This window comes from Pseudomonas sp. Marseille-Q8238 (assembly GCF_965111915.1).
The window spans coordinates 3,939,564-3,965,705 of the sequence record NZ_CBCOPI010000001.1; the positions used below are offsets into that span (position 1 = coordinate 3,939,564).

Consider the following 26,142-nt stretch of genomic DNA (forward strand, 5'->3'; position numbering starts at 1 on the left):
GATGGAGCGCGTGTATATCGGGCTCGGCAGCAACCTGGCCGAGCCACTGCAACAACTGCGCAATGCCTTGTTGGCATTGACTCAGTTGCCACACACGCGGGTTGTCGCCACGTCGTCCTTCTATGCCAGCGATCCACTTGGCCCAGCCGATCAGCCACGCTATGTGAATGCCGTGGCGGCCCTGGAAACCGAGCTGGCACCACTTGAACTGCTCGATGCCCTGCAGGCCATCGAGCTCGAACAGGGCCGGGTACGCAAGGATGAGCGCTGGGGGCCGCGCACCCTGGACCTCGACATCCTGCTGTTCGGCCAGCACCTGCTCAACGAACCACGCCTGATCGTGCCGCACTATCACATGCAGGCTCGCCCCTTCGTGCTCTATCCACTGGCTGAAATTGCCGTCGACCTGCACTTCCCGGATGGCCGCACGCTGCAGCAACTGCTCGCCGCGTGCCCCTTTGTCGGCTTGGAACGCGTGGCGCCGGCGCCGGTAACGCGGTAACAAACCGGTAACACCCACGATTGACTTCATGCACCCTCATCGGGACTATAGGCGTCCCGTTGCCCTGAGGCGGTGCAAAAACCGCACGACAATCGGGTTTTATGGACGTGTAACGCGCGACGGATGAGCTGAGTTGAACACAGACGAAAACGCGCAGTGCACTCGTGATAAGCACAGGTATCTGCGTCTGTTTTCAGGTGGCATAACCGGGCGTAAACAGTTGTCATAGAGCCCGCTGATGAGGACGTTTTCATGCCTGATACAACCATAAGCACCCTGCTGGGCCTCAAGCAAAAAGGCGAGAAGATCGCCATGCTGACCGCCTATGACGCCACCTTCGCCCAGGCTGCCTGCAAGGCGGGTGTGGACGTGCTGCTGGTGGGCGACTCACTGGGCATGGTACTGCAAGGCCATGACAGCACCTTGCCGGTGAACCTGGCCGACATGGCTTATCACACCGCTTCCGTGAAGCGCGGCAACCAGGGCGCCCTGATCATCAGCGACCTGCCTTTCATGGCGTACTCCACACTGGAACAGACCTTCGCCAGCAGCGCGGCGTTGATGCAAGCCGGCGCGCACATGGTCAAGCTCGAAGGGGCCGCCTGGCTGGCCGAACCCATTCGGCAACTGGCCGAGCGCGGTGTACCGGTATGCGCGCACCTGGGCCTGACGCCACAAGCAGTCAACGTATTCGGTGGTTACAAGGTACAAGGCCGTGGCGATGCCCAGGCCCGTCAGATGCGTGCCGATGCCATGGCGCTGGAACAGGCCGGCGTGGCGATGATCCTGCTCGAATGCGTGCCTAGCGAACTGGCTGCCGAAATCTCCCAGGCGGTGAAAGTTCCGGTTATCGGCATTGGTGCTGGCAGCGCTACCGATGGCCAGGTTCTGGTCCTGCACGACATGCTCGGTCTGTCCCTGACCGGCCGCGCGCCGAAGTTCGTGAAGAACTTCATGGAAGGCCAGACCAGCATCCAGGCAGCTCTGGAGGCTTATGTCAAAGCTGTGAAGAACCTCGAATTCCCTGCTCCGGAGCACGGCTTTTCCGCATGAACACCGTCAAGACCGTACGTGAACTACGAGCGGCCATCGCTCGAGCACGCGCCGAAGGCAAGCGCATCGCGTTTGTACCGACCATGGGTAACCTGCATGCCGGGCATGTCGCACTGGTGGAGAAAGCCGGCCAGCGCGCCGACTTCGTCGTCGCCAGCATCTTCGTCAATCCGTTGCAGTTCGGCCCCAGCGAAGACCTGGCGCGCTACCCGCGCACCCTCATCGCCGACCAGGAAAAGCTGGTAGCCGCTGGCTGCCATTTGCTGTTCACCCCCGAGGTCGAAGAGATGTACCCCCAGGGTATGGGGCTGCAGACTCGGGTCAGCGTGCCAAGCCTCTCTGAAGGCCTGTGCGGCGGCAGCCGACCTGGTCATTTCGAGGGTGTGGCGACGGTGGTGACCAAGCTGTTCAACATGGTTCAGCCTGATCTTGCCGTGTTCGGCGAAAAGGACTTCCAGCAACTGGCGGTGATTCGTGCCCTGGTGCGCGACCTGAACATGCCCGTGCAGATCGTCGGCGAGCCCACCGCGCGCGCCGAAGATGGCCTGGCCTTGTCGTCGCGCAATGGCTACCTGAATGACGAACAGCGCGCCAGCGCTCCGGCCCTGTATCGCATGCTGAGCCGCCTGGCCGACGCCATTCGCGGAGGGGAAACGGACTTTGCCGAATTGATCGATGGCGGTAACGCCGAGCTGATCGCTGCCGGTTTCCGCCCTGACTATCTGGAAATCCGCGAGAGCAACGAGTTGCAGCCCGCGAGTGCCAATGATCAGCAGTTGGTCATTCTCGCCGCAGCGTATATGGGCACTACCCGCCTGATCGACAATCTGGCTTTCGACCGCTGAAAACGTGGGCAGAATTGCCTTGAACAGGGTCGCCTTGAACGCCTTTAGCGGTTCGGGCACACTCTGCCGCCGCTTGCAGTACTGACGAGGAAAGCGCCATGCACACCATCATGCTCAAGGCCAAATTGCACCGGGCCATCGTGACCCATGCGGTACTCGACTATGAAGGCTCTTGCGCCATCGACGGGGAATGGCTCGATCTTTCCGGCATCCGCGAATACGAGCAGATCCAGCTGTATAACGTCGACAATGGCGAGCGCTTCACCACCTACGCCATCCGTGGCGAAGAAGGCTCGCGCATCATCTCGGTCAACGGCGCCGCTGCGCATAAAGCCGGTGTCGGCCATCGCCTGATCATCTGCGCCTATGCCCAGTACAGCGAAGCAGAACTGGCCAATTTCCAACCGCGTGTGCTGTACATGGCTGCCGATGGCGCACTCAGCCACACCAGTAATGCAATTCCGGTCCAGGTCGCCTGAACGACCTCTCGCCGCTACACTCCAAGCCCGGTATCTGCCGGGCTTTTTAATGCCTGCTCGACGTTGTACTACCGTTTCAAGAACCAGTTTGATGGTCGGACAAGAAGGAAACTGCAGCCGATGGCGTACTACCAGACCCCGCTCGACGTGACGACCCTGCCCGCCTGGCAGGCCCTGCGCCAGCACCGCGAAAGCATGCAGACTTTCAGCATGCGCGATGCCTTCGCGGCGGATGCCAAACGCTTCAGCCAGTTTTCCATGAGCACCTGCGGGCTGTTCCTCGATTACTCGAAAAACCTGGTCAACGAAGAGACCCGCGAACTGCTCGTGCGCCTGGCCCGTGAGGCCGGCCTGGAGCAGGCCATCCTGGCGCTGTTCGAGGGAGACCACGTCAACGCCTCGGAAGGCCGTCCCGCCCTGCATACCGCGCTGCGCCGCCCCATCGGCGATTGCGTCAAGGTCGATGGCGAGAACGTCATGCATGACGTGCACCGCGTGCTCAACCAGATGACCGAGATCGTCGGGCGCATCCACAGCAACCTGTGGCGCGGCTACAGCGAGAAGACCATCACCGACGTGGTCAACATTGGCATCGGCGGCTCCTTCCTCGGCCCACAACTGGTTTCCGAAGCGCTGCTGCCATTCACCCAGAACGGCGTACGCTGCCACTACCTGGCCAATATCGACGGCAGTGAATTCCACGAACTGGTGGGCAAGCTGAGTGCCGAAACCACGCTGTTCATTGTCTCCAGCAAATCGTTCAGCACCCTGGAAACCCTGAAGAACGCCCAGGCTGCGCGCACCTGGTACCTAGCCCGTGGCGGCACCGAGGAAAAGCTCTACCGCCACTTCATCGCGGTGACCAGCAACAAGGAAGCCGCCGTTGCCTTCGGCATCCGTGAAAAGAACATTTTCCCGATGTGGGACTGGGTGGGTGGGCGCTACTCACTGTGGTCGGCCATCGGCCTGCCGATCGCCCTGGCCATTGGCATGTCCAACTTCAAGGAACTGCTCTCCGGCGCCCATAGCATGGACACGCACTTCCGCAGCACGCCGTTCGAGAAGAACATGCCCGTCCTCCTGGCCCTGCTGGGCGTGTGGTATGGCAACTTCTGGGGCGCACAGAGCCATGCCATCCTTCCGTACGACCACTACCTGCGCAACATCACCAAACACCTGCAGCAGCTGGACATGGAGTCCAACGGCAAGAGCGTGCGCCAGGATGGTAGCGCCGTCAGCACCGATACCGGGCCTGTGATCTGGGGTGGTGTCGGTTGCAACGGTCAGCACGCCTATCACCAATTGCTGCACCAGGGCACGCAACTGATTCCGGCCGACTTCATCGTGCCGGTGGTCAGCTACAACCCGGTGGCCGACCATCATCAGTGGCTGTATGCCAACTGCCTGTCGCAAAGCCAGGCGCTGATGCTGGGCAAGAGCCGTGAAGAAGCCGAAGCCGAGCTACGCGGCAAAGGCTTGCCCGAAGCCGAAGTGCAGCGCCTCGCCCCGCACAAGGTGATTCCGGGTAACCGGCCAAGCAACACCCTGGTGCTCGAGCGTGTCAGCCCACGTCGCCTCGGCGCGCTGGTGGCGATGTACGAGCACAAGGTGTTCGTGCAGAGCGTGATCTGGGGCATCAATGCCTTCGACCAATGGGGCGTGGAACTGGGCAAAGACCTCGGCAAGAGCGTCTACCAGCGCCTCACCGGCTGGGACGAACCACCCGCCGAGGATGCCTCGACCCAGGGTCTGATCGACTTCTTCCGCGGCCGTCACCGCGGTTGACCCAAAAAGCCCGGCCTAGCGCCGGGCTTTTTCATTCTGGCGAACCGATCGCGTAGAGACGAGTCGATACTTGAACCAAGCAAGTGCTTGGGTGCACCCTAAGGGTCTGCCTGAGTGCCTACACATCGGCTCGCCTGCCCACTGGGCCAACCGCGGACACACAACAATAAAGGACCCCGCCATGTTCGAGATCAGCGTTCACCCCGTCGCCGCCGCCGTGCGCCAGCGCGCCCACCTGAACGACGATGATTACCAGCGTCTCTACCGCCAGTCCATCGGCCAGCCTGATACTTTCTGGGCCGAACAGGCGAGCACCTTTCTCGACTGGTTCACGCCCTGGCAGCAGGTGCAGCGCAGCGACCTGAAAACCGGCCAGGCCGAGTGGTTCAAGGGCGGCACCCTGAACGTCGCCCACAACTGCATCGACCGCCACCTGGCCACCCGTGGCGAACAGATCGCCATCATCTGGGAAGGCGACAACCCGGCGGAATCGGCCAACATCACCTACAACAAGCTGCACAGCCACGTCTGCCGCCTGGCCAACGTGCTCAAGGATCGCGGCGTGAAGAAGGGCGACCGGGTGTGCATCTACATGCCGATGATCCCGGAAGCGGCCTACGCCATGCTCGCCTGCAGCCGTATCGGGGCCGTGCACTCGGTGGTGTTCGGTGGTTTCTCACCGGATGCCCTGCGCGACCGTATTCTCGATGCCGACTGCCGCACCGTGATCACCGCCGACGAGGGCGTGCGCGGCGGCAAGTACATCCCGCTCAAGGCCAACGTCGACAAGGCGCTGCAGAGTTGCCCGGGCGTCGCCACCGTGGTGGTGGTCGAGCGCACCCAGGGCACTGTCGATTGGCACGACGGCCGCGACATCTGGTATCACCAGGCCCTGCAACAGGCCGCCAGCGAATGCCCGGCCGAACCGATGGATGCCGAAGACCCGCTGTTCATCCTCTACACCTCCGGCTCCACCGGCAAACCCAAGGGCGTGCTGCACACGACCGGCGGTTACCTCCTGGGCGCGGCGATGACCCACAAGTACGTGTTCGACTACCACGACGGGGACATTTACTGGTGCACCGCCGATGTGGGCTGGGTCACCGGGCACAGCTACATCGTCTACGGCCCACTGGCCAACGGCGCCACCACCCTGATGTTCGAGGGCGTGCCCAATTACCCGGATGCCTCGCGCTTCTGGCAAGTCATCGACAAGCACCGGGTCAACACCTTCTACACCGCACCCACCGCCCTGCGCGCGCTGATGCGTGAAGGCGAAGGCCCGGTACGCAAGACCGACCGCAGCAGCCTGCGCCTGCTCGGCTCGGTGGGCGAGCCGATCAATCCGGAAGCCTGGGAGTGGTACTACAACGTGGTCGGCGAACAGCGCTGCCCGATCGTCGACACCTGGTGGCAGACCGAGACCGGCAGCATCCTGATCACCCCCCTGCCCGGCGCCACCGACCTCAAGCCCGGCTCGGCGACCCGCCCGTTCTTCGGCGTACAGCCGGTATTGCTGGACGAGCAAGGCAAGGAGATCGACGGTCCCGGTGCTGGCGTGCTCGCCATCAAGGCCAGTTGGCCGAGCCAGATCCGCAGCGTCTACGGCGACCACCAACGCATGATCGACACCTACTTCAAACCCTACCCCGGTTACTACTTCACCGGCGACGGCGCCCGCCGCGACGAGGACGGCTACTACTGGATCACCGGCCGCGTCGACGACGTGATCAACGTCTCCGGACACCGCATCGGCACCGCCGAAGTGGAAAGCGCCCTGGTGCTGCACGATGCCGTCGCCGAAGCCGCGGTAGTTGGCTACCCGCACGACCTCAAGGGCCAGGGCATCTATGCCTACATCACCCTGATGCACGGCAGCGAGCCATCCGAGGACCTGAAGAAGGAACTGCTTTCCCTGGTCGGCAAGGAAATCGGCAGCTTCGCCAAGCCGGAACTGATCCAGTGGGCACCGGGCCTGCCGAAAACCCGCTCGGGCAAGATCATGCGACGCATCCTGCGCAAGATCGCCTGCAACGAACTGGAAAACATGGGCGACACCTCGACCCTGGCCGACCCATCCGTGGTCGACAGCCTGATTGCGGAGCGCCTGAACAGCTGACCGCCACTGTTCGTAGGGCGCGCCGTGCAAATCCTGCCGGTGCGCACGGTCCGCCCTACGCCCAGCGCAGCATTGTCTGCTGCGCGGTAGAATTCCCGCATACAGCCCGTCCCTGACCGAGCGCATCACGCCATGGAATTCCTCCGCCGCCGTATCGAAACCCAGGTTCTCAGCCTTACCGGGCTGGCTCTGGGCCAGATCGATTTCGAGCAACCACCGGGTGACCCCGGCCTGTTTGGTCCTGATTCGGTGTGCTGGCGGGTGCACGGTGATTTCACCAGCATGATGATCGGCGGCATCAGCGCCCTGTTGCTGCAAGCCCTGCACCCCCTGGCGCTGGCCGGGGTCTGGGACCACTCGAACTTTCGTGAAGACCTGCTTGGGCGTTTGCGGCGCACGGGGCAGTTCATCTCGGGCACCACCTACGCCAGCCGCCAGGACGCCGACTGGCTGATCGACAAGGTCAAGCGCATCCACCTAGGCGTCACCGGCACCGCACCAGATGGCCGCCCCTATGCCGCCAGCGATCCGGACCTGCTGACCTGGGTACACGTTGCAGAGGTTTCCAGCTTCCTCGCCGCTCACCTGCGCTACCGCAACCCACAGCTCAGCCCGGCCGACCAGGACCGCTATTACGACGAAGTCGCCCTGATCGCCGAACGCCTCGGTGCACGTGATATACCCCGATCCCGTGTGCAGATCGACAGCTACCTGCACGCCATGCGACCGCAGCTGCGGTGCGACGACCGCTCACGGGAAATCCTGCGTATCCTGCGCAGCGCCCCAGCCCCCAGCGCACTCGCAGCCCCTATGGGCGCCCTGATGATGCAGGCTGGCTTCGATTTGCTGCCCCACTGGGCCCAAGGCATGCTCGGCGAGCCCATCAGCGCTCGCCGCAGCCGCCTGATCGCTGCCGGAGTCGGTCGCGTGGCGCCCCTGCTGCGCTGGGCAGTACGCAGTGGCGCCGTACACCGCGCCCGCAAACGCCTGGGGCTGCCAGCCCTGAGCTAAATACTCGGGACGTACGGCCAGTCGAGTATCACACGCCCACTCATGGAGCGGTTCCGATGAGAGACGAGGCAGCGCTCGACCCTTCGTGAGAGCAGGCCTTGCCTGCGAAAGTCCGGGGCGTGAAAGGCGTCGCGGGCAAGGCCCGTTCCTACGAAAGCTCGCAACGGAGCCGACAGTTCATTCCTGTTACCCAGACCGCACGCGCAGTTGCAGCGCCAGCAGCCCGCAGTTCCCAGGCCTGATAAACTGCGCGCCCCTTATCCGAGACAGCGCGCATGCCTTCTCTCGCCCAGGCGCTGCGCGCCGCACTCGACCAACGCCAAGACCTGCTGGAGCAACTGCACAACCAGCAAACCGACTGTTACCGGCTGTTCCATGGCAGCCAGGAAGGCGCGCCCGGCCTGACCGTCGATCGTTACGGCCCGCAGTTGCTGGTCCAGAGCTTTCATCAGCCACTGGAACGGGAAGCCTTGCTCGCCGTGCACGCCACCGTGGAAGAACACCTCGGCCTGCCCTTGCACCTCGTCTACAACGACCGCTCGCAGGGCAACTCGCGAATCGACCGCAGTGATCCCGTCTACCAGGCCACAGCCGAAGCGCTGGCGGAACAGATCGGCCGCGAATGGGGGCTGAACTACCGCATCCGCGGCCGCCATGCCGGGCAGGATCCGCTGCTGTTCCTCGACCTGCGCAATGCCCGTGGCTGGGTCAAAGCGCACAGCCAGGGCAAGTCGGTGCTCAACCTGTTCGCCTACACCTGCGGTGTCGGCCTGTGCGCCGCAGCCGGAGGCGCGCGTGAAGTGGTCAACCTGGATTTCGCCGAAGGCAACCTGGCCGTCGGCCGGGAAAACAATGCGCTGAACCCGGGCCTGCCGGCCATGCAGTTCATCCAGTCCGACTACTTCCCGGCGATTCGCCAATTTGCCGACCTACCCATCAGCAGTCGCCGCGGGCAGAAACTACCGCATTACCCCAAGCTCGCTGCTCGCCAGTTCGACCTGGTGCTGCTTGACCCTCCCGCCTGGGCCAAAAGCGCATTCGGCACGGTCGATCTACAGCGCGACTACCAGAGTCTGCTCAAGCCCGCGATTCTCACCACCGCGGCCGATGGCACGTTGATCTGCTGCAACAACCTGGCAAAGGTCGCCTTCACCGAATGGCGGAACCAGGTACTGCGTTGCGCTGAAAAGCTCGGTCGGCCAGTACGCGAGTATGAGCATCTGCCTCCAGCCCTCGACTTCCCCTCGCAGGATGGCCAACCACCGCTGAAGACATTGATTCTGCATTTCTGAATGCCAACAGGCCGTCGCGCCAGGCGCCCAAAGGCGCGATAGCCATGCCATACTTCCCGCATCGCAGCCTGGAAGATGACGCCTCCCCATGCCCAAAGGATTGAAACGCGCCGCGAGCGCCCTGCTGATTACCCTAGCCCTGTACAGCCTGCTCGGCTTCCTGATCATCCCTGGCATCGCCCTGCGCGTCGTCAACCAGCAACTGGCGGAATACGCCACCGTACCGGCCCGCCTAGAGCGCATCGAACTCAATCCGTTCAGCCTTGAGCTGAGCCTGTGGGGGCTGCATATCGGGACGCCCGAGCAGGACCAGATCGGCTTCCAGCGTCTGTATGCCAACCTGCAACTGGACAGCCTGTGGAGCGGCGCCCTGCACCTGGCCGATGTGGAGCTGGAGCGCTCACATACCGAGGTACTGTTCGCCAAGGACGGGACTCTCAACCTCACCCAGCTATTCAAACTGCCGCCCAGCCCCGAGCAGCCGCCACAGGAAACACCCAGCAAGCCCTTCCCGCTGCGTATCGACCGCATCACCCTGATCGAAAGCGGCCTGCACTTCGAAGACCAGCGCCCCAGCGAGCCGGTCGAATTCGTCTACGACTCGCTCAACCTGCAGTTGCACAACCTCAGCACCCTGCCCGACGACAACGCCGACATGACCCTCGTGGCCACCGGCCCGCATGGAGGGCGCATCGACTGGGAAGGCCAGGTCAGCCTTACCCCGATCAGTTCCAGCGGCCAACTGAAGCTCACCGATCTCGACATGAAAGGCTTCTGGCCCTATGTGCGTGACGCCGTGCCGCTGGTTCTGGAGCAAGGCCACGTCAGCCTGAGCACCGAGTACACGCTGAACCTGGCCAAGGGCACCGAGCTGCTGCTCAACAATACCTCCGCCAGCATCGCCAATTTCGCCATCAAGAACCCCGACGACAAGCCGCTGGTGAAGTTGCAAAGCCTGGATGTCAGTGAGACCACGCTGGACCTCGCCAAGCAGCAAGTCGTGGTCGGCAAGATCCGCAGCCAAGCGCTGGAAACCTGGGCGGCGCGCGAAGCCGATGGCCAGCTCGACTGGCAGAAACTGTTTGCCAGCCAAGCAGCCAAACCGGCAGCTCCAGCTCCAGCTCCAGCTCCAGCTCCAGCTCCAGCTCCAGAGCAGGCTGAGACAAAAACTGAGCCGGCGCAAACCACGGACGAAAACACTAAGACCACCAGCGCCCAACCGACCGCTGCAGAGCCCGCCAAACCCTGGCAGGTGCTGTTGCGCGACGTGCAACTGCGCGATTATCAGGTACACCTCGTCGACCGAGGCGCCGGGCAGCAACCCGTCACGGTCGACCTGGCACCACTCAACCTCGACCTGACCGATTTCGATAGCCTGGGTACCTCGCCTTTTGGCATCAAGCTCGACACCCGCGTGAACAAGAATGGCCAGATCAAGGCCGAGGGCAAGGTCCAGCTGAGCCCGGTCAGTGCCACGCTGCAGGTAGCGACCCGCGACATCGACCTGCGCCTGGCCCAGGCCTATATCAGCCCATTCGTGCACCTGGAGCTGCGTAGCGGGATGCTGGGCAGCGACCTGGCCGTCGACCTGAAAAGCACCGAGCCACTGGCCTTCACCATCAAGGGTGCTGCCACCATCAAACAACTGCATACCCTCGACACCATCAAGGAGCGCGACTTCCTGCGCTGGCAGCAGGTACAGGTGGATGGCATCGACTACCGCCACGAGGACAGCCTGAATATTGCCCAGGTCACCCTGGACCGGCCGTATGTGCGGTTCATCATCAACGAGAACCTGACCACCAACGTCAATGACCTGTTGATTCCGCAACCCACCGATGCCAATGCCAAGCCGGCGGCTCCGGGCAAGCCGCTGGGTATTCGGATCGGGGGGGTCGCCATCAACAATGGCTCGGCCAACTTCGCCGACTTCAGCCTCACCCCCAACTTCGCCACGGCCATCCAGCAACTCAACGGCAAGATCGGCACCCTGGACAACCAGAGCCCGAAAACCGCCTCCGTGGATATCCAGGGCAAGGTCGACCGCTACGCGCCGGTCAGCATCAAGGGCAGCCTGACGCCGTTCGACCCGATGAACAGCCTCGATATCGCCACCAGCTTCAAGAATGTCGAACTGACTACCCTGACGCCTTACTCGGGCAAGTTCGCCGGTTATCGCATCCGCAAGGGCCGCCTCAACCTCGACCTGCACTACCGCATCGAGAAAGGTCAGCTCAACGCCGACAACAAGCTGCTGCTGGAAAATCTGCAGCTCGGCGAACGGGTCGACAGCAAGGATGCCGTGGACCTGCCGATCCGCCTGGCCATCGCCCTGCTCAAGGACACCGAGGGCAAGATCTCCATCGAGCTTCCGGTCAAAGGCGACCTCAACAACCCCGAATTCAGCGTGATGCCGATCGTCTGGCAAACCGTGCGCAATCTGGTGTTGCGTGCGGCCCAGGCCCCGTTCAAGTTCATCGCCGGCCTGGTAGGTGGCAGTGACAGCGACCTCAGCCAGGTGCAGTTCGCCGCTGGCAGCAGCGAACTCGATGGCAACGCGCAGAAATCTCTCGACACCCTGGCCGCCGCCCTCAAGGAACGCCCGGTGCTGCGTCTGGAAGTAGAGGGCATGAGCGCACAAAGCAGCGACGGCCCTCTACTGGCTGAACAGCGGCTGGAGCGCGAATACCAGACCACCTGGTACAAGATGCTGCAGCGGCGCGGCGACAAAGTCCCCGCCGAACCTAGCGATCTGGTGGTCAAGGACGGCGACAAGGACATCCTGCTGGAAGCCATCTACCGCAACCGCCTGAAACAGCAGCCACCGGCCGAATGGAAGGACCTGCCAGATGAGCAGCGCGTCGCCAACCTGCGCAATGCCGTGCTGCAATCCTGGGGCGAAAGTCAGCTCCTGCTGCGCCAGCTGAGCCAGGCACGCGCTGCGAGCATCAAGGAATACCTGGTCGAGAAAGGCGGCCTGGAAGACCAGCGCGTCTACCTGCTCGACGTCAACAGCGCCGAAGCGGAAGCCGATGGCCGTGTAGCCACCGCCTTGCACCTGGGCAGTGGCGAATAAACATGCGCCTGCGCGTCGTGCTCCTGCTGCTCGGCAGCCTGGCCTACGGCCAGCTCCAGGCGGCGACGATGCGCTGCGGCACTCAACTCATCAATATTGGTGACCGGGCCTTCGAGGTCGAAAACAAATGTGGCCCTCCCGCACAGCGCGAGCTGCTCGGTTACACCCTGGGGGGCTATGATCGTCGCGAGTTCAAGATCGAAGAATGGCTGTACGGCCCTCAGAACGGCATGTACAGCATCCTGACCTTCGAAGCCAACCGCCTGGTACGCATTGAAAAACAGCGCAGGCGCTGAGCGCTCCCCAACCATCGAGCCCCCCATGCTGAAGATGCTTGTTCCTGCTCTCTGCCTGATCATGGCCAGCACCGCCGAGGCAGGCGCGACCCTGCGCTGCGGTAGCAGCCTGGTCAGCGTTGGCGCCATCAGCGCCGAAGTGCAGAGCAAATGTGGCGAGCCGGTCAGCCGCGAATTTCTCGGTTACCGGGCCGCCCTGGATGAGTACGGCTATGGCCGCGAAGTGAAAATCGAAGAGTGGATCTACGGGCCGCGCAACGGCATGTACCACTACCTGCGCCTGGAGGGTAATCGCCTGGTCAGGATCGAGAGCAAGCGCGGCAACTGAAGCGACAGACGCTCATAGTACTTCCCCCAGAATCGTATGCGAGATTAACCCGCCGTGATGATCCTGCCTGCCGAACACCCGCTGGACTGGAAGCGTCCGCCGGTGGTCACCCTGCTGCTGATTCTGCTCAACACCCTCATCTACTTCGGCTACCAAGGCGGCGACACCGAGCGCCGCGAGGAAGCAGTCGGCTTGTACCTGGACGGCGGCCTGCTCAATCGCGAACGTGCGTTGTTCATCGAGGACTTCAGCCAGCGCCACACGCTGGACCAGACCTCACGCCGCGACCTCGACGCGGCCCGGAGACAAGACCTGGCCTCTCTGATCCTGAGTGACCTGCAATTCGAGCATACCCTGCATCAACGCCCCGACTACCAGCAAGATGCTGCCTGGCAAGCCGCCCGGGGAAAAGCAGAGGCCGCACGCAACCAACTCAGCAGCATTCGTTTTGGCTTCATTCCGGCACGCTTTACCGTGGAAGGCCTGTTCGGCGCCATGTTCCTGCATGGCAGTGCCGAGCACCTGCTGGGCAACATGGTATTCCTGTTCATCTTCGGCTTCGCCTTGGAGATCGCTCTGGGGCGAGCTGTGTACCTCGGCCTTTATCTGCTCAGTGGCGCAGCCTCGCACCTGCTCTGGTGGGCACTGGACCCGACCTGGATCAGCGGAGTCGGTGCATCCGGCGCAATTTCCGGCCTGATGGGCATGTACATCGGTGTGTACGGCCTGCGGCGCATCAACTTCTTCTACTGGCTCGGCCCCTTGTTCGGCTACTTCAAGGCACCCGCCCTGTGGATCCTGCCGGTCTGGATGGGCAAGGAGCTGTATGGCCTGCTGCTGGCCAATGATCACGTCAACTACTATGCCCACCTCGGTGGATTGGCCGCGGGTTTTCTTGCCGTCTGGCTACCGCGCCTGAGCGGGAAGCTGGGCGTCGACGAACACTATCTGCACAAGGAAGACCCGGACGCTCCCTTCAAGCGCGAGCTGGTCAACCTCGACCAGTTGATCAGCCGCTTCGAGCTGCACCAGGCCAGCACCCGAGGCCTGGACCTGCTCCAACGCTATCCTGGTCGCCTCGGCCTACTCGAGCGCCTCTACCCTCTTGCACTGAACCGTCAGGACAAACCGCTACTTGGCGGTGTGCTCAAGCAGATCCTGACCTTACCCGAACAGCCTGCTAACCGTACGTTGCTGCATCGCCTGGCGCGTGACAGTGCCGATTCGCAGCAGCGTCTGCTGCACCATCCAGTACTGCAGGTCCATTTGCTGCAGCGGCTGCTGAGCGATACCGAGCATCCACAACTGGCATTGGCCTCCTGGCGCATCGTGGCGCGTAACACACCTCAACCTGCCAACTTCCCCATCCTGACCCTGCAGCTGGCCAAGCAGTTGGGGCGGCGACACGATATGACCGCCGTGACCGAGCTCAGCCAGTTCATGGGCAAGGCCTACCCCGACGCAGAGCAGACCGCACAGCTCGGGGTATTCCGTCAGCACCTGGCCACACAATGAAAAAAGCCCCGCAGTTTCCTGCGGGGCTTTTGCGCACTCCGTTGCGCGTGTCGCGTTACAGCTTATCGCTGAAGTCGCGCAACTCTTGCTGAGCCTTTTCCTTGGTCCAGCCGTAGCGCTCCTGCAGCTTGCCAGCCAGGTATTCACTATGGCCTTCGGCTACACCCAGGTCGTCATCGGTCAGGTTGCCCCAACGTTCCTTGATGCGCCCACTGAGCTGCTTCCACTTCCCTTTGATAACGTCGCTGTTCATGATCCTGTCCTCCATGGTTGAGTGAACAAGGCATCTAGCCCCTGGCGATTACTGCGTGATCAGTCAGCAGACTTCAGGCCATCAGCGGATACCGCTTTCACGCCTTTGATCTCCTTGGCCTTGGCGATAGCCAGATCACGCTCGGAATCAGTGGCTACGACGCCGGACAGGGACACAACGCCCTTGTTGGTCTCGACCTTGATATCCAGACCGCTGAGATTGCTCTCGGCGAGGAATGTCGACTTCACCTTGCTGGTAATCCAGGTGTCGGACACGGCTTCTTCAGCCTTGTCGACGGTATTGGCGGCCAGCATGGTCGGTTGTACAGCCACACTGTTCTGGGCGAAGGCAGTCCCGGCCAGTGGCAGGCTCAGGGCAGCAGCAGCGATAGCGGCAAAAGCGATCTTGTTGATTGGCTGTTTCATGGGTATCGACTCCTGTACGTTCCAGATATCTGCGAGCCAGTTCCCGGCTGCAGTCCAGTAGTACTATCGCAAGCGCTGTGCCAACCTCACGCACAAATTATTTAACTTATAAATCAAACACTTAGCTAAAAAATAATTCTCCTTTCTCGTGCATTCTGCAAGTTGCGGCTCATGGCGTCAGGCAATTTGCACGAATCACGCCTGGCCAGCCAGGCGTGCCACGGTCGCCTCAAGATTACTGACCTCGGCCAGCAACGAAGACTGCGGGTAGCGCGCGCGGATATAACGCAGCAGTTTCAAGGCCGGTTCGTTCTGCCCAAGGCCCTCGGCAAAACCGCGGGCGGCCAGCAGGTAGGCTCGCGCAATAAACGGATAATCGGGAAAACGCACGTGCAGATTGCGCAATAGGCTCAAGCCCTCACGCACCCGATGACGCTCGATCAGCGCCGCCGCCACACGCTCACAAACCTGTGCATCATCAGGCAGGTAGTCGGGTTGCAACTGCCGCGCATTGAGCAGCGCAGTAGCCGCCAGCGCCGGATTGGTGCGTGCCACCAGCGGCAGATAATGGGCCATATGGCGCAGGCACCGTTCGCGTGCGCCAAGGCCGAACAGAAGCTGATGAAGACGCTCATTGAGCTTAAGGTCATTGGGGGTACGGTCCAGAGCCTGGGCCAGTACTTCCAGCGCCGGACCACTCTGGCCTTCCTTGAAGCGGATTTCACTCTCAGCGATGGCCTTGCGCTGCCGATACTCCTCTTCCGGCAAACCGACAGCCGTGCCCTCCTCGGCAATCGCGAAGCCCAGCGCTCCCTGATACTGGAAAACCGCATAGCCCATCATGGCGCACATCACCACACTGAAATAACCGAACAGCAGCGTCGCGATTGGCACGAGCACGACGCCCGGCAAACCATTGGCCAGCATGTAGGTCACCCAGGCCGGGGATTGCCAGAGAATGAACAGGAACACCCAGAGGATCAGATAGCGCCAGCCCATGGCACGGATCACCTGGCCGACCTCTTCAGGGTTCAACGCCGCCCCCAGAGTCTTGCTCAGCGCCAGGCGGATGATGCTCGCCGGAATCACCAGTTGCAGCGCCAGGCTGACGGCCCAATACAGCGCCTCACTGCCAAAATCGCTGGCTACCCAGAGCACACCGAAGGCAATGAGGAACAGCACCAATAGCCGCCAGAACAGACTGAATCCCTCTCCTGAAAAGGCACCGGCCAACCCCGGCGCCTCACGCCCGCCCTGGCTGACACGTTCGATCACGCTTTGCAGGTACTTGGTCGCCACACTGAACAGAGCCAGCCATAACAGCTTCCAGCTCGGCATGAACAAACTGGCCAGCGCCAGCGCGATGCTGAACAGCAGCGGCCCACGCTGGAAGCCATAGAGGAAGAACTGGGGGATGCGCTCCCAAAATGGCTGGGCCGTATTGGCCGCACCGAGGAACTCTAGACGGGTACGACACAACGGGCAGACCGGTATTTCGTCCGGAGCCTCGACATTCAAAGGCATGCAACAGTCGCCAAAATCACGCTCGCAGGGGGAGCAGCGCCAGGTTGCGGGCTGACTCGCGTGATAACGGCAGTAACTCTTTTCCATGGCCAGACATCCGTGTGGAACCGCAAAGGGCGTATTTCAGGGCAAAAAAAGAGGGCCCGCAAGGGGCCCTCTTCATGCATGCAGACGCCGGGGTGTTATACGCCCGAGGCCTCGGCAGCAGCGACATCCTTGATCGACAGCTTGATGCGGCCGCGGTTGTCGACGTCGAGTACCAGAACCTTCACTTCCTGGCCTTCTTTCAGAACGTCAGTGACCTTCTCGACACGCTGATCGCTCAGCATCGAGATGTGCACCAGACCGTCCTTGCCCGGCAGGATGTTGACGAAGGCACCGAAGTCGACGATACGCTCAACCTTGCCGACATAGATCTTGCCGATCTCGGCTTCCGCGGTGATACCCAGAACACGCTGACGCGCGGCCTCGGCAGCTTCCTTGGTTTCGCCGAAGATCTTGATCGAGCCGTCGTCTTCGATGTCGATCGACGCCTTGGTTTCTTCGCAGATGGCACGGATGGTCGCGCCACCCTTGCCGATGACGTCGCGGATTTTGTCCTGGTCGATCTTCATGGCGATCATGGTCGGTGCGTTGGCCGACAGTTCGCTACGGGACTGAGCAATGACCTGGTTCATCTGGCCGAGGATGTTCAGGCGCGCTTCCAGGGCCTGGCCCAGAGCGATTTCCATGATCTCTTCGGTGATGCCCTGGATCTTGATGTCCATCTGCAGCGCAGTGACGCCATTGGCGGTACCGGCCACCTTGAAGTCCATGTCGCCCAGGTGATCTTCGTCACCCAGAATGTCAGTCAGAACAGCGAACTTCTCACCTTCCTTGACCAGACCCATGGCGATACCAGCAACCGGCGCCTTCATCGGCACACCGGCGTCCATCAGGGCCAGGGAAGCACCGCACACGGAAGCCATGGAGCTGGAACCGTTGGACTCGGTGATTTCCGATACCACGCGGATGGTGTACGGGAATACGTCAGCGGCCGGCAGCATGGCCTGAACCGAACGACGAGCCAGGCGACCGTGGCCGATTTCGCGGCGACCGGTAGCGCCCATGCGACCACACTCACCGACCGAGTACGGTGGGAAGTTGTAGTGCAGCATGAAGGGGTCTTTCTTCTCGCCTTCAAGGGTGTCGAGCAACTGCGCGTCACGGGCAGTACCGAGGGTGGCAACGACCAGCGCCTGGGTTTCACCACGGGTGAACAGTGCCGAACCATGGGTCTTGTCGAGAACACCGACTTCGATGTTCAAGCCACGTACGGTGCGGGTGTCACGGCCATCGATACGCGGTTTGCCGTTGACGATGTTCTCGCGCACGGTGCGGTATTCGATTTCGCCGAAGGCATCTTTGACTTCACCAGCAGACGGCTGACCTTCTTCACCGGAGAACTTGGCAACCACCTGGTCACGCAGCTCGCCCAGACGCGCGTAGCGGTCCTGCTTGATGATGATGGTGTAGGCCTGGGAAATCGCCTCGCCGAACTCGCTGCGAATCGCATTGAGCAGGGTGGTGTTTTCCGCTTTCGGCTGCCAGTCCCAAGTCGGTTTGGCGGCTTCGGCAGCCAGCTCGGTAACAGCCTGGATAACGGCCTGGAATTCGTCGTGGGCGAACAGAACGGCGCCCAGCATCTGGTCTTCGGTCAGCTCTTTGGCTTCGGATTCAACCATCAGCACGGCGTCTTTGGTACCGGCCACGACCATGTCCAGGCTGGAAGCCTTGAGCTGCTCGTAGGTCGGGTTCAACAGGTAGCCGGTTTCCGGGTGGAAGGCAACGCGCGCGGCGCCGATCGGACCGTTGAACGGGATACCGGAGATGGCCAGGGCAGCCGACGTACCGATCATCGCTGCGATGTCCGGATCAGTCTTCTTGCTGGTGGAAACCACGGTGCAGATGACCTGCACTTCGTTCTGGAAGCCTTCCGGGAACAGTGGGCGGATCGGGCGATCGATCAGACGCGAGGTCAGGGTTTCTTTCTCGGAAGGACGCGCCTCACGCTTGAAGAAACCACCTGGGATCTTGCCGGCAGCGTAGGTTTTTTCCTGGTAGTGCACGGACAGCGGGAAGAAGCCTTTGCTGGGGTCAGCAGACTTGGCGCCGGTTACGGCGACCAATACGGTGACGTCGTCGTCAACGGTGACCAGCACAGCGCCGGAGGCTTGACGGGCGATACGGCCTGTCTCGAGGGTAACGGTCGATTGACCGAACTGAAACTTCTTGATTACCGGGTTCACGGTGTTTTCCTTCTCTTTGTTGCCTTGGGGAAACTGCTGAAACGAGGGACTGAACCCCCTGAAAACCTGTTCAGAACTCGGCTCGCCAGAACCGGTTTTTGAACGGGTTTCAAATTCCATTCTGTAAAAAGCCAGAAGCTGGAAGCACGAACCCCAGCCGGTTGACGCGGCGGAGACTCATGACTTCCAGCTTCTCACTTCAGGTTTACGTCTTAACGACGCAGACCCAGGCGACCAATCAGGGCGCTGTAACGCGATACATCTTTACCCTTCAGGTAGTCCAGCAACTTGCGACGCTGGTTAACCATACGGATCAGACCACGACGGGAGTGGTGATCTTTGCCGTTGGCCTTGAAGTGGCCTTGCAGCTTGTTGATGTTGGCGGTCAGCAGGGCAACCTGCACTTCCGGGCTACCGGTATCGCCTTCAGCTTGCTTGTAGTCGGTTACGATCTGGGCTTTTTCTTCAACGCTCAGTGCCATGGTAATGGGCTCCTAGAGTGAACAGGCCAGGGACTGCTCCCTGTAGTTAATTAATGAGGAATGACCATGCCTGTTAACAGCCACCCTCGAGTCGACAACAGATAAGCCCGCTGACGACAGTCCACAGGCAGACGAATCCGCCTGTGGCTCCGGTCATTCCGACCGAATCAATCGACGCGGCGCAATGCGCCCGTCTTCGCTCACTTCACCGATGCCGATGAAGCGACCATTGTGATCCTGCACCCGCACCATGCCGAACTTCGGCGCTTCCGGGGCCCGTACCGGCTGACCATGCAACCAGTAGTAAGTGCTGTGCTCGGAGAACTGCAACAACGGCCAATGCTGCAGGCCACTGTCTGCCGGCATCAGGAAACGATCCAGCGCTTCACTGCCACCTTCGGCGTGGGCTTGCTCCAACGCGTCTAGGGTTACCGTCTGCGCCAGGGCAAATGGTCCCGCCTGAGTACGCCGCAATTCAGCCACGTGCGCACCACAGCCCAGCAACTGACCGAGATCCTCGACCAGCGTACGAATATACGTGCCTTTGCTGCAGCCAACCGCTAGTCGCAGAGCAGACTGATCAAGGTCCAGCAATTCCAGGCGCGCAATAGTAACAGAACGCGCCTCGCGCTCCACTACCTCGCCGGCCCGCGCCAGCTTGTAGAGAGGCTGGCCATCCTTCTTCAGGGCAGAGTACATCGGTGGTATCTGGCTGATTTCACCACGAAAACGTGGCAGCAGTGCCTCGATATCCGCCCGATCGACGGTCACTTCGCGCTGCTCGAGCACATCGCCCTCGGCATCGCCGGTGGTGGTGGTGACGCCGAGTCGAGCCACTGTCTCATAGCCCTTGTCCGCATCCAGCAGGTACTGGGAGAACTTTGTGGCTTCCCCGAAGCACAGCGGCAGGACGCCAGTGGCCAGTGGATCGAGGCTGCCGGTGTGCCCGGCCTTCTCGGCATTGAGCAGCCAGCGCACCTTCTGCAGGGCTGCGTTGGAGCTGAAGCCCAGGGGCTTGTCGAGCAGAATGATGCCGTCGACCTTGCGACGGATACGTTTTACCTGGGCCACGCTCAATCGTCCTGGTGCTTGCTGTCTTCCGAGACGGCACGCTCGATCAGAGCCGACAGGTGCACACCGCGGGAAATGCTCTCGTCATAGTGGAAATGCAGCGTCGGTACGCTGCGCAGCTTCATGGCCTTGCCCAACAGCATGCGCAGGAAACCCGCTGCATCCTTGAGCACGAGCAGGTTCTGCTTGATCTTGTCCTCGTCGTTCTCACCCATGACGGTGATGAACACCTTGGCATGCCCCACATCCCGGCTGACTTCGACAGCGGTGATGGTGACGAAGCCCAGACGTGGGTCCTTGACCTCACGCGGAATCATCTGTGCCAGCTCGCGCTGGATCTGGTCGCCGATACGCTGGGTACGGCTGTAGTCTTTTGCCATTTTCCTGACCTCCCCCGCCAGCAATCACCAGCGGGTTCAAAAGCGGCAAACGCCCGGCCGCGCAGTGCGGGGCCGGGCGTTGCGTGTTGCAACTCGCGCGTTAGAGCGTACGAGCCACCTGGACCTTCTCGAACACTTCGATCTTGTCGCCGACCTTGACGTCGTTGTAGCTCTTCACGCCGATACCGCATTCCATGCCGGCACGCACTTCGGAGACGTCGTCCTTGAAGCGACGCAGGGACTCCAGCTCGCCTTCGAAGATCACCACGTCTTCACGCAGTACGCGGATCGGACGGTTACGGAAAACGTTGCCTTCAACCACCATGCAACCAGCAACCGCACCGAACTTCGGCGAACGGAATACGTCACGGACTTCAGCGATACCCAGGATGTTCTCGCGAACATCGCTGCCGAGCATACCGGTGAGTGCTTTCTTGACGTCTTCGATGATGTCGTAGATCACGTTGTAATAACGCATATCCAGACCTTCGGCTTCGACGATCTTGCGGGCGCCTGCATCGGCACGCACGTTGAAACCGAACAGCACCGCGTTGGACGCCAGCGCCAGGTTGGCGTCGGACTCGGTGATACCACCGACACCGCCACCGACAACGCGCACTTGCACTTCGTCGTTACCCAGGCCGCTGAGCGAGCCCTGCAGCGCTTCCAACGAACCACGGACATCGGATTTGAGGACGATGTTGAGCGTCTTCTTCTCTTCCTGCCCCATGTTCTCGAAGATATTTTCCAGCTTGCCGGCGTGAGCACGAGCCAGTTTGACTTCGCGGAACTTGCCTTGACGGAACAGGGCGACTTCGCGCGCCTTCTTCTCGTCGGCAACCACGGTCATGTCGTCACCGGCATCCGGCGTACCATCCAGGCCGAGGATCTCGACCGGGATCGACGGACCCGCTTCCTTGATTGGCTTGCCATTCTCGTCAAGCATGGCGCGCACGCGGCCATAGTTGACGCCGACCAGCACCATGTCGCCCTGGCGCAGGGTACCGTCTTGAACCAGCACGGTGGCCACCGGGCCACGGCCCTTGTCCAGGCGCGATTCGACGACTACACCACGGCCCGGGGCCGACGGAGTGGCCTTGAGCTCGAGGACTTCGGCTTGCAGCAGAACTGCTTCGAGCAGTTCGTCAACACCGGTACCCATCTTGGCCGAGACATGCACGTAAGGTGCATCACCGCCCCACTCTTCCGGGATTACATCCAGCGCGGCCAGGCCGTTCTTGATGTTGTCCGGGTTGGCATCCGGCTTATCGATCTTGTTCACCGCGACCACGATCGGCACGCCAGCAGCTTTCGCATGCTGTACGGCTTCCTGGGTCTGCGGCATCACGCCGTCGTCCGCTGCCACCACCAGGATGACGATATCGGTCGCCTTGGCACCACGGGCACGCATGGCGGTAAACGCGGCGTGGCCCGGAGTGTCGAGGAAGGTAACCATGCCGCGCTCGGTTTCAACGTGGTAGGCACCAATGTGCTGGGTGATGCCACCGGCTTCACCGGAGGCCACTTTGGCACGACGAATGTAGTCGAGCAGCGAGGTCTTACCGTGGTCAACGTGGCCCATTACGGTCACGACCGGCGCGCGGGAGAACGCCTCACCTTCGAACTTCAGGGATTCGGCCAGGGAGTCTTCCAGCGCATTGTCGCTGACCAGCTTGACCTTATGGCCCAGCTCTTCGGCGATCAGCTGGGCAGTTTCCTGATCCAGTACCTGGTTGATGGTCACCGGGGTGCCCATCTTGAACATGAACTTGACGACTTCAGCGCCCTTGACCGACATCTGAGCAGCCAGATCGGCTACGGTGATGGTTTCACCAATCGACACATCGCGCACTACGGGTCCTGTCGGGCTCTGGAACCCGTGCTGATTACGCTTCTTCAACTTGCCTTTGCCGCGACCACCGCGACGGAAACCATCGGTTTCCTCGTCGGTGCTGCGCGGGGCAACACGCGGAGCAGGCGCCTTTTCCTTCTCTTTGAGCGAAGGGCGATGTTGCGCATGCTTGCGATCACGACGCTCGTCGTCATCGGTACGCGCTTTCTCTGGGCGACGCGGCTCTTCTTTCTTGCGCTCGGCGGCAGCAGGATCGATGACCGGCTGTACATCCACTGGTGCGACAACAGGAGCTGCAGGCGCCTCAACAGCAGGCTCTTCAGCCTTGGCGGCTTCTGGCTGCTTACGGGCCTCTTCTTCCGCACGACGGGCAGCTGCTTCCTGCTCGGCTTTCAGGCGAGCGGCCTCTTCAGCGGCACGCTGCTCTTCCAGCTCGCGCTGTTTCTCCGCCTCGATCTCGTCGGGGCTGCGCTTGACGTACGTTTTCTTCTTACGCACTTCAACGCTGATGGTCTTGCTACCAGCGACTTTCAGGGTAGTGGTGGTCTTGCGCTGCAAGGTGATCTTGCGCGGCTCTTCCACCTTCTCGCCGTGGCTGCTCTTGAGATGGGCAAGCAACGCCTGCTTCTCGTTATCGGTCACAACTTGCTCGGCACTGGTGTGCGGCAGACCCGCCTCACGCATCTGCTGCAGCAGGCGCTCTACCGGTGTGTCGACCACTTGGGCCAGTTCTTTCACCGTGACTTGCGACATGCATTTCTCTCCTCAGGCCGTAAAACTTACTCGAACCAATGGGCTCGGGCGGCCATGATCAGCTTGCCGGCACGCTCTTCGTCGATGCCGTCGATGTCGAGCAAGTCGTCAATCGACTGCTCGGCCAGGTCTTCGCGGGTAATTACGCCGCGTACCGCCAGTTCTTGCGCCAGGTCCTTGTCCATGCCTTCCAGGGACAACAGGTCCTCGGCAGGCTGGGCATCGGCCAGCTTCTCTTCGTTGGCGATGGCCTTGGTCAACAGACGGTCTTTAGCGCGGGCACGCAGCTCAGTGACGATTTCTTCGTCAAAGCCGTCGATGCTGAGCATTTCTTCCATCGGGACATAGGCAATTTCCTCCAGGCTGGTAAAGCCCTCTTCGACCAGCACCTGAGCCAGCTCCTCGTCGACTTCCAGCTCGTCGATGAAGTTCTGCAGGATGTCGCCGGTCTCGGCCTGTTGCTTGGCCTGAATATCGGCCTCAGTCATCACGTTCAGCGTCCAGCCGGTCAACTGGCTGGCCAGGCGCACGTTCTGACCACCACGGCCAATGGCCTGGGCCAGGTTGTCTTCAGCAACCGCGATATCCATTGCGTGGGCATCTTCATCAACGATGATTGCCGCGACTTCGGCCGGCGCCATGCCGTTGATGACGAACTGTGCCGGGTTCTCGTCCCACAGGACGATATCGACACGCTCACCGCCCAGCTCACCGGATACGGCCTGTACACGCGAACCGCGCATACCGATGCACGCGCCCTGCGGGTCGATGCGTTTGTCTTTGGAGCGAACGGCGATCTTGGCACGCGAACCCGGGTCGCGGGATGCAGCCATCACTTCGATCAGCTCTTCGGCAATTTCTGGCACTTCGATGCGGAACAGCTCGATCAGCATCTGCGGCGCGGTGCGCGACAGGATCAGCTGCGGACCGCGATTCTCGGTGCGAATTTCCTTGAGCAGCGCACGAACGCGTGCTCCGACACGGAAAGTCTCGCGCGGGATGATGTCTTCACGGGCCAGCAGCGCTTCAGCGTTGTTGCCGAGATCGACGATCACGCTGTCACGCGTCACCTTCTTCACGGTACCAAAAATGATATCGCCCACGCGCTCGCGGTAGGCATCCACGACCTGAGCACGCTCAGCTTCGCGAACCTTCTGCACGATGACCTGCTTGGCGGTCTGTGCAGCGATGCGACCGAACTCGATCGACTCGACCGGCTCCTCAATGAAATCACCGACCTTGGCACCCGGCTTCTGTTCCTGGGCTTGCTCGACAGTCAGTTCGGCTGCCGGATTTTCCAGCGCCTCGTCTTCGACCACCGTCCAGCGACGGAAGGTCTCATAGTTGCCGGTGTGGCGATTGATTTCCACACGCAGCTCGACCTCGTCGTCGAAACGCTTTTTGGTCGCTGTCGCCAGAGCCAGCTCCAGCGCCTCGAAAATTACACCGGCCGGTACGCCCTTTTCATTGGATACCGACTCTACAACCAGCAGTACTTCTTTACTCATCGTACGCCTCGCCTTTCGCAATCCATTGGATCCACGCAATCCGCGTACTCCGCGGGATCCGCGCCTCAGTCAAAACGGGGGATAATATTGGCCTTGTCGATCTGGTCGATCGGCAACAGGTATTCGTGGTCATCCACCAGCACCACCACGTCCTGCTCCTCCACACCGCGGAGGAGGCCTTGGAAGTTGCGTCGATCCTCAAAGGGCGAGCGCAGCTTGATCTTCACTTGTTCACCGGCATGTTTGGCGAACTGTTCGATAGTGAACAGCGGACGGTCCATCCCAGGTGACGACACCTCCAAGGTGTATTCACTGGTAATCGGGTCCTCGACATCCAGCACACCGCTGATCTGCCGACTGACCGTCTCGCAATCCTCAACCAGAATGCCGTTGGCGTGATCGATATAGACGCGCAATACGGAATGGCGCCCCTGAGACAAGAACTCGATGCCCCAGCACTCGTAGCCAAGCGACTCCACTACCGGGGCCAACAAGGCCTGCAACTGTTCTAGCTTGCTCGACACCTGAACCCCTCCGTGCATGTCGTAGAAATAAAAAATGGGCGAAACGCCCATCCATCATGCCGCTCGAAAACCGGCGGCGGACTGTCCAGCTAGCAAAAAGCCCCTGAAAAGGGGCTTGGCTACAACTGGTTGCGGGGGCTGGATTTGAACCAACGACCTTCGGGTTATGAGCCCGACGAGCTACCAGACTGCTCCACCCCGCGTCAAAGCTGGGCCGAGAGTATACGGCTGTACCCTCTCAGGGTCAACCAAACGCCCTTAGCAACAAGAAAGCCCGCATCTAGCGGGCTTTCTTGATTTGGTACCGAGGAGGGGACTCGAACCCCTACAGCCTATGGCCACTACCACCTCAAGGTAGCGTGTCTACCAATTCCACCACCTCGGCAAAAACGGGTGTTACTTCTGCTCCGGAGCCTCTGGCACGTCAGCATTATCTGCTTCCGGCTTTTGCTCTTCGAGCACCGGAACGTCTTCGACGACCGGCTTTTCCTTTTTAACTTCAAGCACTGCCGGATCCGGCAAACCTGCCTGAGCAATCATATCAGCTTTTTCTTTAGCAAAATACGCTAAACCCAAGCTGGTAATGAAAAAAATCGCAGCGAGTATACCAGTGAAACGACTCAGAAAGGTAGCAGAACCCTGACTACCAAAAACGGTAGCTGAGGCGCCCGCACCAAAAGAAGCACCAGCATCGGCACCCTTACCCTGCTGCAGCAACACTAGAGCCACCACACTAATGGCACCCAGCAGATGGACAACGACTACGACTGTTTCCAGCATC

General features: G+C 61.2%; 23 protein-coding genes and 2 tRNA genes. 12 read left to right on the plus strand and 13 right to left on the minus strand.

Translation table 11 applies throughout. From position 1 onward, the window contains the following. Position 1 precedes the first annotated feature (1 nt). The 12 genes from folK to ACWPW0_RS18355 all read left to right on the plus strand — a co-directional run bounded on the left by folK (position 2) and on the right by ACWPW0_RS18355 (position 14,301). Positions 2–502, plus strand: coding sequence for a 2-amino-4-hydroxy-6-hydroxymethyldihydropteridine diphosphokinase (gene folK / locus ACWPW0_RS18300; RefSeq protein ID WP_454256098.1), 501 nt, complete (start codon positions 2–4; stop codon positions 500–502). A 252-nt stretch (positions 503–754) separates the two neighbouring features. Then, positions 755–1,555: a 3-methyl-2-oxobutanoate hydroxymethyltransferase gene (panB, locus tag ACWPW0_RS18305; protein ID WP_447593796.1), complete on the plus strand. Its 801-nt coding sequence runs from the start codon at positions 755–757 to the stop codon at positions 1,553–1,555. Further along, on the plus strand, positions 1,552–2,400 hold the full coding sequence (panC, locus tag ACWPW0_RS18310; RefSeq protein WP_454256099.1) for a pantoate--beta-alanine ligase: 849 nt from the start codon (positions 1,552–1,554) through the stop codon (positions 2,398–2,400). The genes panB and panC overlap by 4 nt, the downstream gene beginning before the upstream one ends. A gap of 98 nt (positions 2,401–2,498) precedes the next feature. Further along, positions 2,499–2,879 carry an aspartate 1-decarboxylase gene (panD, locus tag ACWPW0_RS18315; protein WP_447593800.1) on the plus strand — a complete coding sequence of 127 codons (381 nt, stop codon included), beginning with the start codon at positions 2,499–2,501 and terminating at the stop codon, positions 2,877–2,879. Positions 2,880–2,999: 120 nt separating this feature from the next. Beyond that, positions 3,000–4,664 carry a glucose-6-phosphate isomerase gene (gene pgi, locus ACWPW0_RS18320; RefSeq protein WP_454256100.1) on the plus strand — a complete coding sequence of 555 codons (1,665 nt, stop codon included), beginning with the start codon at positions 3,000–3,002 and terminating at the stop codon, positions 4,662–4,664. A 181-nt stretch (positions 4,665–4,845) separates the two neighbouring features. Next, a complete protein-coding gene (gene acs, locus ACWPW0_RS18325) occupies positions 4,846–6,783 on the plus strand; it encodes an acetate--CoA ligase (protein ID WP_454256101.1) in 1,938 nt (645 codons plus the stop codon). Positions 6,784–6,915: 132 nt separating this feature from the next. Beyond that, positions 6,916–7,794: an oxygenase MpaB family protein gene (locus ACWPW0_RS18330; protein ID WP_454256102.1), complete on the plus strand. Its 879-nt coding sequence runs from the start codon at positions 6,916–6,918 to the stop codon at positions 7,792–7,794. A 275-nt stretch (positions 7,795–8,069) separates the two neighbouring features. Beyond that, entirely contained in the window at positions 8,070–9,086 is a 1,017-nt protein-coding gene (locus ACWPW0_RS18335) for a class I SAM-dependent rRNA methyltransferase (RefSeq protein WP_454256103.1), read from the plus strand. Between the two features lie 88 nt (positions 9,087–9,174). Beyond that, entirely contained in the window at positions 9,175–12,162 is a 2,988-nt protein-coding gene (locus ACWPW0_RS18340) for a DUF748 domain-containing protein (RefSeq protein WP_454256104.1), read from the plus strand. Positions 12,163–12,164: 2 nt separating this feature from the next. Further along, positions 12,165–12,458 (plus strand): DUF2845 domain-containing protein, encoded by a 294-nt coding sequence (locus tag ACWPW0_RS18345; protein WP_454256105.1) that lies wholly within the window; start codon positions 12,165–12,167, stop codon positions 12,456–12,458. Positions 12,459–12,483: 25 nt separating this feature from the next. Further along, positions 12,484–12,786: a DUF2845 domain-containing protein gene (locus tag ACWPW0_RS18350; protein ID WP_454256106.1), complete on the plus strand. Its 303-nt coding sequence runs from the start codon at positions 12,484–12,486 to the stop codon at positions 12,784–12,786. A gap of 57 nt (positions 12,787–12,843) precedes the next feature. Further along, positions 12,844–14,301 carry a rhomboid family intramembrane serine protease gene (locus ACWPW0_RS18355; RefSeq protein WP_454256774.1) on the plus strand — a complete coding sequence of 486 codons (1,458 nt, stop codon included), beginning with the start codon at positions 12,844–12,846 and terminating at the stop codon, positions 14,299–14,301. Positions 14,302–14,356: 55 nt separating this feature from the next. Here ACWPW0_RS18355 and ACWPW0_RS18360 read toward each other — a convergent pair whose 3' ends face one another. From ACWPW0_RS18360 to secG, 13 genes are all read right to left on the minus strand, one after another. Further along, the gene (locus tag ACWPW0_RS18360) at positions 14,357–14,554 is read right to left on the minus strand and encodes a CsbD family protein (protein ID WP_447593815.1); all 198 of its coding nucleotides are present in this window, start codon (positions 14,552–14,554) and stop codon (positions 14,357–14,359) included. Between the two features lie 59 nt (positions 14,555–14,613). Then, complete coding sequence (locus tag ACWPW0_RS18365) at positions 14,614–14,979, minus strand: BON domain-containing protein (protein WP_447593817.1); 366 nt, start codon at positions 14,977–14,979, stop codon at positions 14,614–14,616. 195 nt (positions 14,980–15,174) lie between these two features. Continuing rightward, the gene (locus tag ACWPW0_RS18370; RefSeq protein ID WP_454256107.1) at positions 15,175–16,503 is read right to left on the minus strand and encodes a hypothetical protein; all 1,329 of its coding nucleotides are present in this window, start codon (positions 16,501–16,503) and stop codon (positions 15,175–15,177) included. Between the two features lie 182 nt (positions 16,504–16,685). Next, positions 16,686–18,791: a polyribonucleotide nucleotidyltransferase gene (gene pnp, locus ACWPW0_RS18375; RefSeq protein WP_454256108.1), complete on the minus strand. Its 2,106-nt coding sequence runs from the start codon at positions 18,789–18,791 to the stop codon at positions 16,686–16,688. A gap of 212 nt (positions 18,792–19,003) precedes the next feature. Further along, on the minus strand, positions 19,004–19,273 hold the full coding sequence (rpsO, locus tag ACWPW0_RS18380; protein ID WP_160082491.1) for a 30S ribosomal protein S15: 270 nt from the start codon (positions 19,271–19,273) through the stop codon (positions 19,004–19,006). A gap of 153 nt (positions 19,274–19,426) precedes the next feature. Next, positions 19,427–20,344 (minus strand): tRNA pseudouridine(55) synthase TruB, encoded by a 918-nt coding sequence (gene truB / locus ACWPW0_RS18385; protein WP_454256109.1) that lies wholly within the window; start codon positions 20,342–20,344, stop codon positions 19,427–19,429. Positions 20,345–20,346: 2 nt separating this feature from the next. Beyond that, positions 20,347–20,724, minus strand: coding sequence for a 30S ribosome-binding factor RbfA (gene rbfA / locus ACWPW0_RS18390; RefSeq protein ID WP_447593826.1), 378 nt, complete (start codon positions 20,722–20,724; stop codon positions 20,347–20,349). 100 nt (positions 20,725–20,824) lie between these two features. After that, positions 20,825–23,329 (minus strand): translation initiation factor IF-2, encoded by a 2,505-nt coding sequence (gene infB / locus ACWPW0_RS18395; RefSeq protein ID WP_454256110.1) that lies wholly within the window; start codon positions 23,327–23,329, stop codon positions 20,825–20,827. 26 nt (positions 23,330–23,355) lie between these two features. Then, positions 23,356–24,837, minus strand: a complete 1,482-nt coding sequence (gene nusA, locus ACWPW0_RS18400) for a transcription termination factor NusA (RefSeq protein ID WP_447593830.1) — start codon at positions 24,835–24,837, stop codon at positions 23,356–23,358. Positions 24,838–24,902: 65 nt separating this feature from the next. Further along, complete coding sequence (gene rimP / locus ACWPW0_RS18405) at positions 24,903–25,361, minus strand: ribosome maturation factor RimP (RefSeq protein ID WP_447593832.1); 459 nt, start codon at positions 25,359–25,361, stop codon at positions 24,903–24,905. 126 nt (positions 25,362–25,487) lie between these two features. Next, positions 25,488–25,564 (minus strand) — tRNA-Met (locus ACWPW0_RS18410). 96 nt (positions 25,565–25,660) lie between these two features. Then, positions 25,661–25,746, minus strand: a tRNA-Leu gene (locus ACWPW0_RS18415). A gap of 11 nt (positions 25,747–25,757) precedes the next feature. Beyond that, positions 25,758–26,141 (minus strand): preprotein translocase subunit SecG, encoded by a 384-nt coding sequence (secG, locus tag ACWPW0_RS18420; protein WP_447593834.1) that lies wholly within the window; start codon positions 26,139–26,141, stop codon positions 25,758–25,760. Position 26,142 lies beyond the last annotated feature (1 nt).